Origin of the sequence: Microbacterium sp. CSI-V (assembly GCF_001984105.1) — a bacterium.
Lineage (GTDB): Bacteria > Actinomycetota > Actinomycetes > Actinomycetales > Microbacteriaceae > Microbacterium.
The window spans coordinates 269,967-285,875 of the sequence record NZ_MTQM01000007.1; the positions used below are offsets into that span (position 1 = coordinate 269,967).

Below are 15,909 nucleotides of genomic sequence, written 5' to 3' on the forward strand. Positions count from 1 at the left end.
AGGCTGGAACGAGTGCGCAACGAAGACGACTGCGTGCATCCACAGGAATCTTCATCGAGGAAAGCAGGCGATCGACTGTGTCGAGCCAGGTGACGGGCGTCGGTACTTCGAGCGAGGGCGAGTTCGGCGCGAACGAGTGGCTCGTAGACGAGCTCTACGAACAGTTCAAGGTCGACAAGCACTCCGTAGACAAGGCCTGGTGGCCGATCCTGGAGGCGTACCACCCGGTCGTCGACGGATCCGCCGCAGCCGCCCCGCCTCCCGCGGCGGCCCCGACGGAGCCCAAGCCCGTGACCGCGCCGATCCCGGTGGTCGGGCAGGCGCCTGTGGCCCGCACCACGGCCAAGCCCGCCGCACCGCAGCCGATCCCCGCGCAGGCCCCCAACGCCGTGCCGTCCGCGGGCTCGGAGAGCACCGAGGAAGACCGGGTCACCGTCCTCAAGGGCATGCCGAAGGCCCTCGCGAGCAACATGGACGACTCGCTCACGGTCCCCACCGCGACGAGCGTGCGCACGATCCCGGCGAAGCTGATGATCGACAACCGCATCGTCATCAACAACCACATGTCCCGCACGCGCGGCGGCAAGGTCAGCTTCACGCACCTCATCGGCTGGGCGCTCATCCAGGCGCTCAAGGAGTTCCCGAGCCAGAACGTCTACTACGCCGAGATCGACGGGAAGCCCTCCGTCGTGGCTCCCGCGCACATCAACCTGGGCATCGCGATCGACATGCCCAAGCCCGACGGCACGCGCGCGCTCCTGGTCCCCAGCATCAAGCGCGCCGACACGCTGTCGTTCGGCGAGTTCCTCGCGTCCTACGAAGACCTCGTGCGTCGCGCCCGCTCGAACAAGCTCACCCCCGGCGATTTCCAGGGCACGACGATCTCCCTCACCAACCCCGGCGGCATCGGCACCGTGCACTCGGTCCCCCGCCTCATGCGCGGGCAGGGCGCGATCATCGGGGCCGGAGCGCTGGAGTACCCCGCGGAGTTCCAGGGCGCGAGCGAGAAGACGCTCAACGAACTGGCCATCGGCAAGACCATCACGCTCACCAGCACCTACGACCACCGTGTCATCCAGGGCGCCGGCTCGGGCGAGTTCCTGAAGAAGGTCCACGAGCTGCTGATCGGTCAGCGCGGCTTCTACGACGACATCTTCGCGGCGCTGCGCATCCCGTACGCCCCGATCCACTGGGCCGCCGACATCAGCGTCGACCTGTCCGAGCGGATCGACAAGAGCGCGCGCGTGCAGGAGCTCATCAACTCGTACCGCGTGCGCGGCCACCTCATGGCCGACATCGACCCGCTCGAGTACGTCCAGCGCACCCACCCCGACCTCGAGATCGAATCGCACGGCCTGACCTTCTGGGACCTGGACCGCGAGTTCGTCACCGGTGGGCTCGGCGCCAAGCGCGTGGCGAAGCTCCGCGACATCCTCGGCGTGCTGCGCGACTCTTACTGCCGCACGCTCGGTGTCGAGTACATGCACATCCAGGACCCCGGCCAGCGCCAGTGGTTCCAGCGCAACGTCGAGGTCAAGTACACCAAGCCCGGCCACGACGAACAGCTGCGCATCCTGTCGAAGTTGAACCAGGCCGAGGCCTTCGAGACGTTCCTGCAGACGAAGTTCGTCGGGCAGAAGCGGTTCAGCCTCGAAGGTGGCGAGTCCCTCATCCCGCTGCTCGACCAGATCCTGCAGGGCGCCGCCTCCGCGGGCATGGACGGTGCGGCGATCGGCATGGCGCACCGTGGCCGACTCAACGTGCTCACCAACATCGCCGGCAAGACGTACGGCCAGGTGTTCCGCGAGTTCGAGGGCGCCGTCGCCGTCGGCAGCAAGCGCGGCTCGGGCGACGTGAAGTACCACCTCGGCACCGAGGGGACCTTCGTCGGCGATGCCGGCGACGAGCTGCCCGTCTACCTCGCCGCGAACCCCTCCCACCTCGAGACCGTCGACGGCGTGCTCGAGGGCATCGTCCGCGCGAAGCAGGACCGCAAGCCCATCGGCACGTTCTCGTGGCTGCCGATCCTCGTGCACGGCGACGCCGCCTTCGCCGGTCAGGGCGTGGTCGTCGAGACGCTGCAGATGTCGCAGCTGCGCGGTTACCGCACCGGCGGCACGATCCACGTCGTGGTGAACAACCAGGTCGGCTTCACGACCACCCCGACCGATGCCCGCACGTCGGTGTACGCCACCGACGTCGCGAAGACCATCCAGGCTCCGATCCTGCATGTCAACGGCGACGACCCCGAGGCCGTCGTCCGCGCCGCCGACCTGGCGTTCCTCTACCGCGAGGAGTTCCACCGCGACATCGTCATCGACCTCGTCTGCTACCGCCGCCGCGGCCACAACGAGGGCGACGACCCCTCGATGACGCAGCCGCTGATGACGAACCTCATCGAGGCGAAGCGCTCGGTGCGGCGTCTGTACACCGAGTCGCTCGTCGGTCGTGGCGACATCACCGAAGACGAGTACGAGCAGGCGAAGCAGGACTTCCAGAACCGCCTCGAGGTCGCCTTCGCCGACACGCACGCCGCCGAGACCGGGGCCAACCCGGTCGTCACGGCCGACGCGTCCGACGAGCCGGTCGTGGGCGCACCCGAGACCACGGGCGTCTCCCGCGAGGTCGTGCACCACATCGGCGACGCCTTCGTGAACAAGCCCGACGGCTTCACGGTCCACAACAAGCTGCAGCAGTTGCTCGACAAGCGTTTCGACATGAGCCGCAACGGCAACATCGACTGGGCCTTCGGCGAGCTGCTCGCCTTCGGTTCGGTGCTGATGGAGGGCACCCCGGTGCGCTTCGCCGGACAGGACTCGCGCCGTGGCACGTTCGTGCAGCGCCACGCGGTGCTGCACGACCGCGACAACGGCCAGGAATGGCTGCCGCTGGCCAACCTCAGCGAGAACCAGGGACGCTTCTGGATCTACGACTCGCTGCTCAGCGAATACGCGGCGATGGCCTTCGAGTACGGCTACTCGGTCGAGCGCGCCGACGCCCTGGTGCTGTGGGAGGCGCAGTTCGGCGACTTCGCCAACGGCGCCCAGTCGGTCATCGACGAGTTCATCTCGTCGGCCGACCAGAAGTGGGCACAGCAGTCCAGCGTGGTCCTGCTCCTCCCCCACGGCTACGAGGGTCAGGGACCCGACCACTCGTCCGCGCGCATCGAGCGCTACCTGCAGATGTGCGCGCAAGACAACATGATCGTGGCTCGTCCGTCGACGCCGGCGTCGTACTTCCACCTCCTGCGCCGCCAGGCGTACCAGCGCCCCCGCCGTCCGCTCATCGTCTTCACCCCGAAGGCGATGCTGCGACTGCGCGGCGCGACGAGCCCCGTCGAGGACTTCCTCGAGGGCAAGTTCGAGCCGGTGCTGGCCGACGACCGCGGCCTGGACGGCGGCGCCGTGAAGCGCGTGCTCCTGCACGCCGGGAAGATCCACTGGGATCTGCGGGCCGAACTCGACAAGAACCCGAACCCCGAGATCGCGCTCGTGCGTCTCGAGCAGTACTACCCGGCTCCCGTCGAGGAACTGAACAAGGTCCTCGAGCGCTACCCGAACGCCGAGCTGGTGTGGGTGCAGGACGAGCCGGAGAACCAGGGCGCGTGGCCGTTCATCGCGCTCGAGGTCGCCGATCAGCTGGGCGGACGCGGCATCCGTGTCATCTCGCGCGCCTCCGCGGCGTCGACGGCGACGGGCTCGCCCAAGGTGCACGCGAACGAGCACGCCGAGATCATGAAGGCGGCGCTCGCGCGCTGACGCGATACGACGGAGGGGCCCGGTCATCGCGACCGGGCCCCTCCGTCGTACGGGATCGGGTGCGGAAGGGCCTCAGGATGCCGGGGCGGCGAGCCCGAGCACGGGAGCCAGTGCCGGGATCGCGTAGGCCAGGCTGCCGTCGAGGGCCTCGCCGGTGTGCCCGGCTCCGTCGACGATGTGGGTGAGGACCGTGAATCCCGCCGCTTCCGCCGCCTGGGAGTTCGCGAGCTGGCCGGGACCGTAGGTGGTGTCGAGGCTGCCCCACGTGAAGACGGCGGTGTGCCCGGCATAGGTGCCCGGCACCGCAGCCGCCATGATGACCGACGGCTTGTTCGCCTGGAAGGCGCCGGCGTCGCCGCCGTACACGTCCGCCACGGTCTGGTCCACGTGTTCCGAACCGGGGAACTCGTTGCCCATGACGTCGAGCAACTGCCCCCACGTCTCGGGATACTTCGTGCCGTAGACGGCCGCGCAGGAGCCGCCGTTGGAGAAGCCGCCGATGATCCAGTACTTGTGGTCCTTGACGATGTTGAGGTTCTGCTCCGCCCATTGCGGAACCAGCTGGTTGATGTACGTCGCGACGGCACCGTACTTGCTGGAGTCGACGCACGCGGGGTCGCGGTCCGGGGCGGTGAGCTGATCGACGACGATCGCGATGGGAGCGAGACCCTTGTTCGTCGCCGCGAACGCGTCGAGCGCCTTCGCGAGCGAGGTCGGGTCGGGCGACCCGGGCTGCCCCATCATGAACACCAGGAGCGGCAATGCCGGCGGATTCGCGACCTGGGCCGCGGGGGGAAGGTAGAGCGAGGCGTCTCGCGCCGCATACTGCCCCGTCGGGATCCTGGTGCTGCCGGTGAGGGCGCTGACCGTCCCCTTCGCGGGCATGTCGGCCGGGGGTTCCCAGGTCTGGTAGAGCGTCGCGGGGTCACCCGCCGCGGCGTCCGGTTGCGGGAGGGATGCCGGGTCGAGAGCCTGCACGCCGAGGATGGCGGCGAGGTTGTGCGTCACCCCGTAGGACGCGTTCACGCCCAGCGCCGCGGCCAGCAGGGCCGCGAGGACGGTGACGACACCGCCGATCCGGCGCGCCCACGGCCGGCGGCAGATCCCGACGACGCCCACCGCGGCCGCGGCGACACCGCCGGCGGCCCAGAAGTCGGCCCCGGCGGGCAACGGTCCCTGGAAGACGTCGAAGTGCTCCAGCACGCGGGCCAGGACGTACATCACGACCCCGGCGCCCAGACCGACGAGGATCGTCCGGAGGATCCGTCTGGGCGGCCAGAGGACGACGACGAGGATGCCGAGCGCGGCCACGACGACGCAGATGACGAGCAGCGGCGAGTCGATGAGTTCGAACGACAGGAAGAAACGGTTCATCGGCGACCTCCCCAGGCCGAGCGGGCGAGGGCGACGATCTCCCGACGTGACGCATCGGGCAGGTAGGCCCGTCCGACCGCCGCCCCGATCGCCGGGAGATGCAGCGGATCGCGGTACGCGAGCGTCAGCTCCCGGTACCGGGGGCGGAACTTGCCCTTGAACCGGAAGAGCGAGGCGAAGCCGTAGGCGGGTTCCAGCACCTCCGCGAGCCAGCGCAGCAACGCCCGCAGCGCCGACGGGTCACCGTCGGCGGCGGCGTCCGGAGCCTCGGCGAGCGGTGCGCCGGACAGGCTGAGAACGGACGCGCCCTCCTCCTGCAACTGCAGGGCTGCTTTGGCGATGAGGAACTCCATCATCCCGTTCGGGCCGTCGGTCCGCCGCCGCATGAAGTCGAGCGTCCAGCCGGTGACCGCGCCGTCGGTCCAGCTCGGCATCCAGCTCGTGACGGCCTCGATGCGACCGTCCGGGCCGACCGCGAGCAGCAGACGGACATCCCGGTCGCGCAGTTCGTCGAGTGACCCCAGGGTGAAACCCATCTCGGGGAGGGCGCGGTCGGCGACCCACTCCTCGTCGATCGCGACGACCTGCGAGGCCTGCAGGACGGTGAGCTCGCGCCATCGGGTCCACACCGCGGTGTAGCCCTCGCGCTCCGCCCGCGTGAGCGGCTGCCGGACCTTCTGCCAGGCTTTGCCGGCGAACGAGAGGTCGGCCAGATCCATCACGGTCTCCACCCCGACGGGCACACGGCGCCACCCGAGGGCCTCGAGGTCGGCGGCGGTGTCCTCGTGCACGCTGTAGAACGCCGGTATCCAGCCGTGTTCGACGCAGAAGTCGGAGAACGCCCGCAGCGCCTCCGGTCGTCTCCCCTCGGGCGCGAGCGGGTCCGCCACCGCCAGCGCCACGTCGCCCACCAGCCGGTACGCCACCGCGCAGTCCCGGTCGTCGGAGTACCAGTGCCGGTTGCCGGCCCACGTGCCGAGGAATCCGAGGGTGTCGCTCCCCCGCCGCAGAAGCTCGCGGTAGACGCGCGCGTCACCGGCGTCGGGGCGCTGCACGCGGCGGAACAGCCAGAGGATCGCGGCGATCACGACGGCCCAGAAGAGAACGCCCACCCATTGGTAGGCGAAGAGCGCCGGCCCGTGGTGCGGGAAGTTCGCCGCCCCCGCGGGGTTGGTGTAAGCCGGTGGCAGGAACCGCCGGAGAGTGAGGAGAACGAGATCGCCCACCGAGGGGTCGCGTTCGAAGGATCGGCGGCCCAACGCCTCGACGGCGAAGAACGTGGTCGCGCACGCGACGAAGGCCACACCGATGACGACGGCCACGGTGCGGGCCGCGCGTCGTGTCGCCCGCACCGGGAAACGCCCCCGTGCGGCCACGAGGACCGCGGCGAGCACAAGCGGGATGACCACCGTCGCCACCGCCCACAGCACGTACTCGGCGCCGCTGCCGTCGACCCAGGGGTCGATGAGCAGGCGGCCGTCGAGCAACGAGATCACCGGGATGACGGCGGAGGCCACGAGGGTGAACACCGCGAGGAAGAGGGCGGAACGACGCCCGAGCCGCAGCCCCCACGCGGCCACGAGCATGAGCACGAGGGGGGTCACGGCCAGGAGGGCCGGACCCAGCCCGCGGGTCATGAGGAGCGCCAGCTGCTCGTCGCACACGGACGAGGACACCCGGGCGCATCGCGCCAGCAGCTCGTCGTCGTACTGCGTGTACGCGTCGACCACGAGCGACAGAGGACCGCGTCCCCCGCCGCTGATGAGCGCGACGAGCGGCCCGCTGCCGACGACGGCGACGACCAGCGCGAGCAGGGTTCGCGTCTCGCGCGTGGAGCTGCGATGCCAGGCGCGGCGCTCGCGGCCTCGGGCCAGTACCTCGCCGACGCCGAGACCGATCACGGCAGCGCTCAGGCGGTACCACGAGTCGGCGTCGCCGGCGTACAGCGCGAACAGCGCGAGGGCGGCGAAGCCCACGAGTCGCACGCGCCGGCGCCACAGCGTCGGCGCGAAGGCCGTCGCCGCCATCACGACGCCGGCGATCGGGGTCGTCGGGTCGAGGACGGGCACCTCGGCGGCCACGACCGGGCGGAGGTCGGTCACGGCCCAGGCGGCCGCGTGGAATCCGATGCCCGTCAGCAGACCCGCGAGACCCAGCGCGCCGAGGAGCACCGCCGTCCGACGCGAACCGAGCAACCGCTCCGCATACGCCAGCACCGAGACGGCCAGAGCCGCCGAGACGACCGCGTCGACCGTGGAGTCGGGGATCACGAGGGCCGTCACCAGCGTCCACCATCGCCCCGCGGCGAAGGTCGCGAGGGGTCCGGTGCCCCAGATCGAGGCGTCCTCTCCCCAGAGGGTGCCGGTGAGAGCGGCGGTCGAGAGGATCACGACCACCAGCGCGACCGACACCGGGTGCGTCGCGACGAAGCGACGAGCGGCCCGCGACAGCGCGGCGAGCCTTTCGCGGGCACGCCACGCGCGCCGCGGGGCGGCGGGGGCGGGTGCGGCGTCGGACATCGGCGGGATGCTACTCGGCGACTCTGTGGACGGCACTCAGTACCAGATGTCCAGGAGCGGCGCCGCGGCCGGTGCGAACGCGCCGTCCACCGCGCCGAGGTGCGCGGCGTCCCCGTGCACGAGTCCCGCCGTGGCGAGCTCGGTCGCACGCACGCCCCCGAGGAGGAGAGACGCGAGGGAGCCCACCGGCATCCGCACGTCCGGTTCGGCGTCGCTGCGCTCGACGGTGGCCTCCCCCGAGCCGTCGACGCGGACGCGCCACGCGCCGTCGGCGAACCCGAGCGGGTCGCTCACACCGAGGACCAGGTCGAGCGGGCCGGAATAGCGACGGGATGCCAGTGCGCCCGGCACATCGAGGACCCGCAGCCAGTGGTGGTCGGTGAGCGTCGCGGTGACCGCGCGACGGTCGGAGACCATCCACTGCACCGGCGGCACCGCCGGCTGGAGCTCGGCGGTCACGCGGCCGACCAGGTCGTGTTCGAGGGCGAACCGCCAGAGCGCGGCGAGCGCTTCATCGCCGTCGGCGAAGAGCGCCCGGATCTGGAGCTCGTGCTCCGTGTACTCCTCGCGCTCGGCGATCGTGTAGACCAGGATGCCGCGCTCCACCCCCTCGGGATCGCGGTACGCCACGGCACGGACCTTCTTGGCATCCGGCGCCTCCGGGGTGAGGCCCGCGATGCCGCGCCAGCGCCCTTCCCAACCGGGGACGGCACCGGGGCGGCGCACCCGCATCCGCTCGTGCACGGCGATGAGGCGCTCCGGCAGGCTCTCGCGCGGGACGAAGTCGAGACGGCCGGGGGCGACCGGACCCGTCCACCGCGCGCGACGCGTGTCCACGACCACGTGGGACGCCCAGGCGGCCGGGGAGAAGCCCCAGCGCCCGTAGATCGTGGCCTCGGTCACCGTGAGTCCCGCGAGCGCGTAGCCGGCGGCTGCCGCGGTCCGCAGCTCGCCCGTGAGCATCGCCGTCGCGATCCCACGGCGACGATGGGTGGGGGCGACCGTGACGGCGCTGATCGACCAGATCGGGAGGGTGCGCTCCGGCGACACCGTCAGCTCGCTGATCCAGGAGTCCACGGTCGCGACCGGGGCGTCCGGCTGCTCGCCGGCGCGGTCGAACACACCCGTCAGTCGTCGGGTCCGAAGCGCCGAACGCGAACTCTCGATCTGCTCGGGCGTCGGCTCCTCACCGAGGAACCCGCGCGCGACGGACGTCAGGAACGGAGGGAAACCGTCACCGTCCGGGTCGACGAGGACGTACTCGAGTCCGGTCCGGGCCAGCGCCGCCGAGGATTCGGCATCCAGAGGAAGTGTCGAGGTCTGCGATGGGGCCATGCCCCCAGCCTACGGACGGCGGGGCCTCCGGCGCCGGATGACGCGGGATCAGTGGGTGGCTTGCACCGAACGGAGGCGAGCCAGCACCTGATCGCGCAGCTCGTCGGGCGCCGTCTCCTTGCACGCCCGGGCCACGACCTCGGTCAGCGTGCGTGCCACGAGCGCCTCGTCCTGGCACCCGGGGCAGTTCTCGAGGTGCTCACGGATGTCGTTGTGCTCGGTCTTGCACACCTCGTTGCGGAGGTACTCCTCGAGGTCGCGTCGTGCCTGCTCGCAGCCGCAGTCGCTCATTTCTTCACTCCCGTCGCGGCCTGGATGCCGCGCTCCTTCGCGTAGTCCGACAGCAGGTCGCGCAGCAGCCGCCTGCCGCGGTGCAGACGGCTCATGACCGTGCCGATCGGTGTCTTCATGATGTCGGCGATCTCCTGGTAGGCGAAGCCCTCGACGTCGGCGAGGTACACCGCCATCCGGAAATCTTCGGGGATCGACTGCAGCGCGTCCTTGACGACGGACGCGGGCATGTGGTCGATCGCTTCGGCCTCGGCCGAGCGGGCGCTCGTGGCCGTGGTGGACTCGGCTCCGCCGAGCTGCCAGTCCTCGAGGTCGTCGATGGCGCTCTGGTACGGCTCGCGCTGCTTCTTGCGATACGTGTTGATGTACGTGTTCGTCAGGATGCGGTACAGCCACGCCTTGAGGTTGGTGCCCTGCGTGAACGACGACCAGGATCCGAAGGCCTTGACGAAGGTCTCCTGCACGAGGTCGGCCGCGTCGGCCGGGTTGCGCGTCATACGCATCGCCGCCGCATAGAGCTGGTCCATGAAGGGCAGCGCCTGCTGTTCGAACTGCGCGCGAGGCTCCGTCGCATCTGCCGTGTCATCCATCGACGGCAAGTCTACGTCGAGGGTATGTTCGGGCCATCGCAGCGCCGGGCGCTCGAGAAGTGCGGTCACGTGTCGTCCCCTTTCAGTAGGGTAGAAACCGATGAGCGACCACGGGTATTCCCCCCTTTCCCCGACCGCCGCGCCGCGCGGCGAATGGGGTGCGCCCGTGGCGCGCACCGCGGTGGATGCCACGGTCACGGTGCCCGGGTCGAAGTCCCTCACCAACCGCGAACTGGTGCTCGCGGCCCTTGCCGACGGCCCGGGCGTGCTGCACGCCCCCCTGCACTCCGACGACTCCGCCCGCATGATCGACGCCCTGCGGACGCTCGGCGTCGGGATCGAGGAGGTCGACGAGGGGTCCTCGTTCGGCCCCGACCTGCGGGTCACCCCGCCGTCCTCGTTCACGGGCGCCGCGACGGTCGACTGCGGCCAGGCCGGCACCGTCATGCGGTTCGTGACGCCGGTGGCCGGACTCGCGCGCGGCGACGTCTTCGTCACAGCCCACGAGAGCGCGCTGCACCGCCCCATGGGCGCCATGGTCTCCGCCCTCCGCGAGGTGGGCGTCGACATCGACGACGGCGGCAGCTGGACCCTCCCCTTCACCGTCCGCGGACACGGGCACGTCCGCGGCGGAGAAGTCGAGATCGACGCCAGCCAGTCGAGCCAGTTCGTGTCGGGGCTGCTCCTGGCCGCTCCCCGTTTCGACGTCGGACTCCACCTGCGCCACGTCGGATCGCGGCTGCCGAGCATCCCTCACATCGACATGACGGTGGAGTCCCTCGCGCACCGCGGCGTCCACGTCGAACGCCCCGCGGTCGGCGAATGGATCGTGCCGGCCGGACCGATCCGCGCGAAGGACGTCGCGATCGAGCCCGACCTCTCCAACGCGGCGCCGTTCCTGGCCGCGGCCATGGTCACCGGGGGCTCCGTGTCCGTGACGGGGTGGCCCGCCCACAGCACCCAGCCGGGCGCGCTGCTCCCCGAGATCCTGAGCGAGATGGGCGCACGCGTCAGCCGCCGCGGTGGCACGCTCACCGTGACGGCGGGCGACACCATCCTGGGCGCCGAACTCGACCTCTCGGCCGCCGGAGAACTGGCCCCGACGATCTTCGGCCTCGCGGCCTTCGCCGACGGCCCGACGACGCTCCACGGCATCGGGCACATCCGCGGGCACGAGACCGATCGGATCGCAGCCCTCGTCGGCAACCTGCGCGGGATCGGCGGCGAGGCGCACGAGCTCGAGGACGGCATCCGCATCGTGCCCGTCCCGCTCCACGGCGGCGGGTGGAAGGCGCACCATGACCACCGCATGGCCACCACCGGCGCCCTGATCGGTCTGCGCGTCCCCGGCGTCGTCATCGACGACATCGGCACGACCGCGAAGACCCTGCCGCAGTTCGCAGCACTCTGGCAGACGATGCTGGGCACGGATGCCACGGACTGACGCGTGAGCTGGCTCGACGACGCAGCCGATGACGACGACGACCTCGAATTCGACGAGTCGTCGGTCCGGGTCCGCCCGAACCCCAAGGCGAACCGGCCGCGGACCAAGCGCCGCCCCGCGCACGCCGACGCGCAGATCGCCCGGGTGCTGGGCGTGGACCGCGGACGCTACACGGTGCTCGTCGACGAGGACGGTCCCGACGAACGCCGCGTCCTCGCCACCCGCGCGCGCGAACTGCGCAAGCAGCCCATCGTCAACGGCGACCGCGCCCGGGTCGTCGGCGACCTCTCCGGCGACGACGGGACGCTCGCGCGCATCATCGGGATCGAGGAGCGCACGTCGCTGCTGCGCCGCAGCGCCGACGACACCGACCAGGTCGAGCGCGTCATCGTGGCCAACGCCGACCAGATGCTCATCGTCGTCGCCGCCGCCGACCCCGAGCCCCGCGAGCGCCTCGTCGACCGTTACCTCGTCGCGGCGCTGGATGCCGGCATCCGCCCGATGCTCGTCGTGACCAAGACCGACCTCGCCGACCCGAGCGAGTTCCTCTCGCACTTCGCCGGCGTCGACCTCCGGGTCTTCACGAGCGGCCACGAGGCGATGCCGCTCGACCGGATCGGCGAGGCGCTCGCCGGCCATTCGACCGTGTTCGTCGGCCACTCCGGCGTCGGCAAATCGACGCTCGTGAACGCCCTCACCGGCTCGGAGCGCGCCATCGGACACGTCAACGAGGTGACGGGGCGCGGGCGCCACACGTCGTCCTCGGCGGTGTCGCTGCGGTATCGGGGTCCCGCCGGATCCGGCTGGGTCATCGACACCCCCGGCGTCCGTTCGTTCGGGCTCGGGCACGTCGACCCCGCGAACGTGCTGGCGGCCTTCACCGACCTCGCCGAGATCGCCGAGGAATGCCCGCGCGGGTGCACGCACCTTCCCGACGCCCCCGACTGCGCGATCGTCGAGGCCGTGGCATCCGGTCGCCTGGGTCCGGGCGGTGCGGCCCGGCTGGACTCGCTGCAGCGGCTCCTCACGACGTTCCAGTCGATCGAGCGTTCTAGGCTGGAGGGGTGACGACCCTCGAAGCCGGCCAGGCCGCTCCCGATTTCACCCTGCTCGACCAGGACGAGCACCCCGTCTCGCTCAGCGACTTCCGCGGTCGCCGGGTGATCGTGTACTTCTATCCCGCGGCGCAGACGCCCGGGTGCACGACGCAGGCGTGCGACTTCCGCGACAGCCTCGCCTCGCTCCAGGGTGCGGGGTACACCGTCCTCGGCGTCTCGCGCGACACCCCCGAGAAGCTTCGGGCGTTCCGCGACAGCGACGGGCTGACGTTCCCGCTGCTGAGCGACCCCGACCACGCCGTGCACGAGGCGTACGGCGCGTGGGGCGAGAAGCAGAACTACGGCAAGACGATCACCGGCGTCCTGCGCTCGACCTTCGTGATCGACGAAGACGGCCGCGTCGTCGAGGCGCAGTACAACGTCAAGGCGACCGGTCACGTCGCGCGCCTGCGCAAGACGCTCGGTCTCGCGACCGCCTGATCCGGTCCGCGCGCCCGCGACGGCGCTCAGTCGTCGTCGCGGCGGCGCGGCGCGGACGCCCGCACGGCGAGGACGAGCAGGATCAGCCCCACGACGGCGGGCGCCGCGATGAGGAGGGCGATCCCGGGAGCCGCCCACTCCCCCGTCACCGCGCCGATCGCCACCGACAGGATCAGCAGCTGGGTGACGATGCCGCCCGATCGACCGGCGGAGACGTCCCGTGCGGTCGCGACGGCGAACGCTCCGATGATCGCCGCGCCGATCACGGTGAGCACGATGAGGGCGACCGAGCTGACGACCGAGTCGGTGTCTCCTCCGATGAGGGCGACGACCTGCCACCCGGCGAGCGCCAGCACGCCGATCGCCTCGAGCCCGACGACGAGCGCGGCCAGAAGACGAACCGGCATGACCCGCGATCCTTCCCGACGCATGTTTCCCCGGCGTTGCAACCTGGAAACCTGCCGGTTACCTCTTGATCGGCCGGAAGCGCTGTGGGAGCATGGAAAAAGCCGTGTGCTCCCACAGCGAAGTGGGGCGAGCAATCGCTCGCGTATCCCACAAGGGTACCGGACCCGAACCCCGGTGCCCGCCAACGAATATTTTTCTGCAACAAGGAGCACCCCTATGGATTGGCGCGACAAAGCAGCCTGCCTGACCGTCGACCCCGAACTGTTCTTCCCCGTGGGCAACACCGGCCCCGCGGTCGACCAGATCGAGAAGGCCAAGTCGGTCTGCGCACGTTGCACCGTCACCGAGGTCTGCCTGCAGTACGCCCTCGAGTCCGGCCAGGATTCGGGCGTGTGGGGCGGCCTCTCCGAGGATGAGCGCCGCGCCCTCAAGCGCCGCGCCGCGCGCGCCCGCCGCGCGTCCTGACGCCGCAGCGACGTCGAGGAGCCCACCCCTTTCGGGGGGTGGGCTCCTTCCGTTTCCGGGCACAGGCGCGCGCGCTCCGCGATCCGCGCCGGCTCAGTGATCCGCGTCGGATCAGCGCGCAGCCGCCGAGAATGGCTGAGGGTCCGCGGATCGCTGACGCTGCGCCGCGGTCAGGCGGTGACGCGGTCGATGTAGCGCAGCGGGATCTCGATCGTGACCTCGGTACCGCTGCCCATCAGGGTGTGCCAGTCGATGGTCCCGCCCAGTTCGCCCTGGATGAGCGTGCGCACGATCTGCGTGCCCAGGCCCCGGCCCACCTGTCCCTCGGGGAGGCCGACGCCGGTGTCGCGCACCCGCACCTCGAGCATCTCGTCGCCGCGTTCGGCGGCGATCTCCACGTCGCCCTCCTGACCCGCGAGCCCGTGCTCGACGGCGTTGGTGACGAGCTCGGTCAGCGCGAGCGCGAGCGGCGTGGCGTATTCGCTCGGAAGAGTGCCGAACCGCCCGGTGCTGCGGGTGCGCGCCCGGGTGTTGGGGGCGGCGGCGACCTCGGCGACGAGCTTCAGCACGCGCGCGAACACGTCGTCGAAGTCGACGTTCTGGGCCAGCCCCTCGGACAGCGTGTCGTGGACCACCGCGATCGCCGAGACGCGTCGCATGGCCTGGGTCAAGGCATCCCGGGCTTCGTCGGAGTGCGTGCGCCGCGCCTGGATGCGGAGGAGGGAGGCCACGGTCTGCAGGTTGTTCTTGACCCGGTGGTGGATCTCGCGGATCGTGGCGTCCTTGGTGATGAGCTCCTGCTCCTGGTGGCGGATCTCGGTGACGTCGCGGCTGAGCACGATCGCGCCGATGCGCGTCCCCCGGTCGCGGAGCGGGATGGTCCGCAGCGACACCTGCACACCGCGCGCCTCGATGTCCGCCCGCCACGGAGCGCGCCCCGTCACCACGATGGGCAGCGACTCGTCGACATCCTGACGCTTGGCGGGGAGGATGCGCTCGGTGACCTCGGCGAGAGACTCCCCCTCGAGCTCGTCGTCGAAGCCCATGCGGTTGAAGGCCGACAGCGCGTTCGGGCTCGCGAACGTCGTGATGCCGTCGACATCGAGACGGATGAGGCCGTCCGAGGCGCGCGGAGCGCCGCGGCGCGGGGAGGTCGGGGCCTTCAGGTCGGGGAATTCACCCGAGGAGATCATGCCGAACAGGTCGTCGGCGCAGTCGTTGAAGGTGATCTGCTGGCGCGAGGGCGTGCGCGTCTCGCCCAGGTTGGTGTGGCGGGTGAGCACGCCCACCGTCGTCACGGCGTGGCCGTCGCGCGAGAGCTCGCGGACGATGGGCACCGCGCGCACGCGCGTCGGCGTCTCCTCGAACCAGTCGGGGGATGCCGAGTCGACGATGCGTCCGCTCTGGAACGCCTCGCGCACCTGCGTGCGCCACTGGGGCCGCACCCGGTCGCCGACGATGTCGCGGTAGAACAGTGTCGCCGCTCCCCCGGGACGCGTGTGCGCGACGGCGACGAACGAGTCGTCCGGGGTCGGCACCCAGATCACGATGTCGGCGAAGGCCAGGTCGGCGAGCAGCTGGCCGTCGCCGGCGAGCCGGTGCAACCACTCGACGTCGGCCTCGCTGGAGCGGCCCTGGGCGTAGACGAGTTCGCTGAGTGTCGACACCCTCTCACCCTACGGGCACCGAGTCCGTCGGGAACGCCGTCGCCCCGGGTGCATGCACCCGGGGCGACAGCGTTCGGATCTCAGGCCTGCGTCACGCCCACCACGTAACTGACCTGCGAGGAGCGGTACGCGACGGCGCCGGTGGTCGTGCCGAAGGCACGCACCAGCACGATCGCGTTGGCCACCCCGCCGGTGATCGGCACGCTGGCGATCGTCGAGGTGACGAAGCCGTCCGCGTCGGGATCGAATTCGAGCACGGCGTTGTCGGTGAGGCTCACCGTGACGACCGTGCCGTCGGCCAGCGGCTTGCCTCCTTCGGCGACGTCGATCGACAGCGGGAAGGAGTCACCCGCTTCGACGTCGGAGATGTCGTAGGCACTGGCCGAGAGAGCTCCGGACGCGGACGCCGCGGGGGCGGCGACCGCGACCGCGATCACCGGAACGCTCCACGCGGCGGCCCTGGTGAACGAACGTCGCGTGACGCCGTGTGCAGGAGTGAGGTTGTCCATGATCAGCTGTT

The 15,909-nt window shown here is 70.9% G+C and carries 13 protein-coding genes; 5 read left to right on the forward strand and 8 right to left on the reverse strand.

Translation table 11 applies throughout. The annotated features are described in order from the left end of the window. Positions 1-77 precede the first annotated feature (77 nt). The gene (locus tag CSIV_RS05445) at positions 78-3,758 is read left to right on the forward strand and encodes a multifunctional oxoglutarate decarboxylase/oxoglutarate dehydrogenase thiamine pyrophosphate-binding subunit/dihydrolipoyllysine-residue succinyltransferase subunit (protein ID WP_083735000.1); all 3,681 of its coding nucleotides are present in this window, start codon (positions 78-80) and stop codon (positions 3,756-3,758) included. Positions 3,759-3,830: 72 nt separating this feature from the next. Here the strand turns inward: CSIV_RS05445 and CSIV_RS05450 are convergent, their stop codons facing one another. The 5 genes from CSIV_RS05450 to CSIV_RS05470 are packed head-to-tail and all read right to left on the reverse strand — an operon-like array spanning position 3,831 to position 9,867. Further along, the gene (locus CSIV_RS05450) at positions 3,831-5,132 is read right to left on the reverse strand and encodes an alpha/beta hydrolase (protein WP_077050391.1); all 1,302 of its coding nucleotides are present in this window, start codon (positions 5,130-5,132) and stop codon (positions 3,831-3,833) included. After that, positions 5,129-7,651: a bifunctional lysylphosphatidylglycerol flippase/synthetase MprF gene (locus tag CSIV_RS05455; RefSeq protein ID WP_077050392.1), complete on the reverse strand. Its 2,523-nt coding sequence runs from the start codon at positions 7,649-7,651 to the stop codon at positions 5,129-5,131. The genes CSIV_RS05450 and CSIV_RS05455 overlap by 4 nt, the downstream gene beginning before the upstream one ends. A 36-nt stretch (positions 7,652-7,687) precedes the next feature. Further along, on the reverse strand, positions 7,688-8,986 hold the full coding sequence (locus CSIV_RS05460; protein WP_077050393.1) for a GNAT family N-acetyltransferase: 1,299 nt from the start codon (positions 8,984-8,986) through the stop codon (positions 7,688-7,690). A 48-nt stretch (positions 8,987-9,034) separates the two neighbouring features. Further along, entirely contained in the window at positions 9,035-9,277 is a 243-nt protein-coding gene (locus CSIV_RS05465; protein ID WP_077050394.1) for a zf-HC2 domain-containing protein, read from the reverse strand. Next, complete coding sequence (locus tag CSIV_RS05470; protein WP_077050395.1) at positions 9,274-9,867, reverse strand: sigma-70 family RNA polymerase sigma factor; 594 nt, start codon at positions 9,865-9,867, stop codon at positions 9,274-9,276. The genes CSIV_RS05465 and CSIV_RS05470 overlap by 4 nt, the downstream gene beginning before the upstream one ends. A 100-nt stretch (positions 9,868-9,967) precedes the next feature. Between CSIV_RS05470 and aroA the strand changes: the two genes are divergently transcribed. The 3 genes from aroA to bcp are packed head-to-tail and all read left to right on the forward strand — an operon-like array spanning position 9,968 to position 12,849. Beyond that, positions 9,968-11,311 carry a 3-phosphoshikimate 1-carboxyvinyltransferase gene (gene aroA / locus CSIV_RS05475; protein WP_077050396.1) on the forward strand — a complete coding sequence of 448 codons (1,344 nt, stop codon included), beginning with the start codon at positions 9,968-9,970 and terminating at the stop codon, positions 11,309-11,311. A 3-nt stretch (positions 11,312-11,314) separates the two neighbouring features. Continuing rightward, positions 11,315-12,379, forward strand: a complete 1,065-nt coding sequence (gene rsgA / locus CSIV_RS05480; protein ID WP_077050397.1) for a ribosome small subunit-dependent GTPase A — start codon at positions 11,315-11,317, stop codon at positions 12,377-12,379. After that, complete coding sequence (bcp, locus tag CSIV_RS05485) at positions 12,376-12,849, forward strand: thioredoxin-dependent thiol peroxidase (RefSeq protein ID WP_077050398.1); 474 nt, start codon at positions 12,376-12,378, stop codon at positions 12,847-12,849. The genes rsgA and bcp overlap by 4 nt, the downstream gene beginning before the upstream one ends. A gap of 26 nt (positions 12,850-12,875) precedes the next feature. Here the strand turns inward: bcp and CSIV_RS05490 are convergent, their stop codons facing one another. Beyond that, positions 12,876-13,256: a histidine kinase gene (locus tag CSIV_RS05490; RefSeq protein WP_077050399.1), complete on the reverse strand. Its 381-nt coding sequence runs from the start codon at positions 13,254-13,256 to the stop codon at positions 12,876-12,878. A gap of 217 nt (positions 13,257-13,473) precedes the next feature. On the opposite strand from CSIV_RS05490, the gene CSIV_RS05495 reads away from it, so the two are divergent. Further along, entirely contained in the window at positions 13,474-13,722 is a 249-nt protein-coding gene (locus CSIV_RS05495; protein ID WP_013583608.1) for a WhiB family transcriptional regulator, read from the forward strand. Positions 13,723-13,892: 170 nt separating this feature from the next. On the opposite strand, the gene CSIV_RS05500 is transcribed toward CSIV_RS05495, so the two are convergent. Both CSIV_RS05500 and CSIV_RS05505 read right to left on the reverse strand, forming a co-directional pair. Next, positions 13,893-15,389: a sensor histidine kinase gene (locus tag CSIV_RS05500; RefSeq protein WP_077050400.1), complete on the reverse strand. Its 1,497-nt coding sequence runs from the start codon at positions 15,387-15,389 to the stop codon at positions 13,893-13,895. 80 nt (positions 15,390-15,469) lie between these two features. Beyond that, positions 15,470-15,898 (reverse strand): hypothetical protein, encoded by a 429-nt coding sequence (locus tag CSIV_RS05505; RefSeq protein ID WP_077050401.1) that lies wholly within the window; start codon positions 15,896-15,898, stop codon positions 15,470-15,472. Between the last annotated feature and the right edge of the window lie 11 nt (positions 15,899-15,909).

Excerpts from the sequence above, each read along its gene's own strand:
- CSIV_RS05495 (WP_013583608.1), top strand. The coding sequence starts at position 13,474 with ATGGATTGGCGCGACAAAGCAGCCTGCCTGACCGTCGACCCCGAACTG.
- CSIV_RS05470 (WP_077050395.1), bottom strand. The coding sequence starts at position 9,867 with ATGGATGACACGGCAGATGCGACGGAGCCTCGCGCGCAGTTCGAACAG.
- CSIV_RS05460 (WP_077050393.1), bottom strand. The coding sequence starts at position 8,986 with ATGGCCCCATCGCAGACCTCGACACTTCCTCTGGATGCCGAATCCTCG.
- CSIV_RS05450 (WP_077050391.1), bottom strand. The coding sequence starts at position 5,132 with ATGAACCGTTTCTTCCTGTCGTTCGAACTCATCGACTCGCCGCTGCTC.
- CSIV_RS05490 (WP_077050399.1), bottom strand. The coding sequence starts at position 13,256 with ATGCCGGTTCGTCTTCTGGCCGCGCTCGTCGTCGGGCTCGAGGCGATC.
- CSIV_RS05505 (WP_077050401.1), bottom strand. The coding sequence starts at position 15,898 with ATGGACAACCTCACTCCTGCACACGGCGTCACGCGACGTTCGTTCACC.
- CSIV_RS05465 (WP_077050394.1), bottom strand. The coding sequence starts at position 9,277 with ATGAGCGACTGCGGCTGCGAGCAGGCACGACGCGACCTCGAGGAGTAC.
- CSIV_RS05455 (WP_077050392.1), bottom strand. The coding sequence starts at position 7,651 with ATGTCCGACGCCGCACCCGCCCCCGCCGCCCCGCGGCGCGCGTGGCGT.
- aroA (WP_077050396.1), top strand. The coding sequence starts at position 9,968 with ATGAGCGACCACGGGTATTCCCCCCTTTCCCCGACCGCCGCGCCGCGC.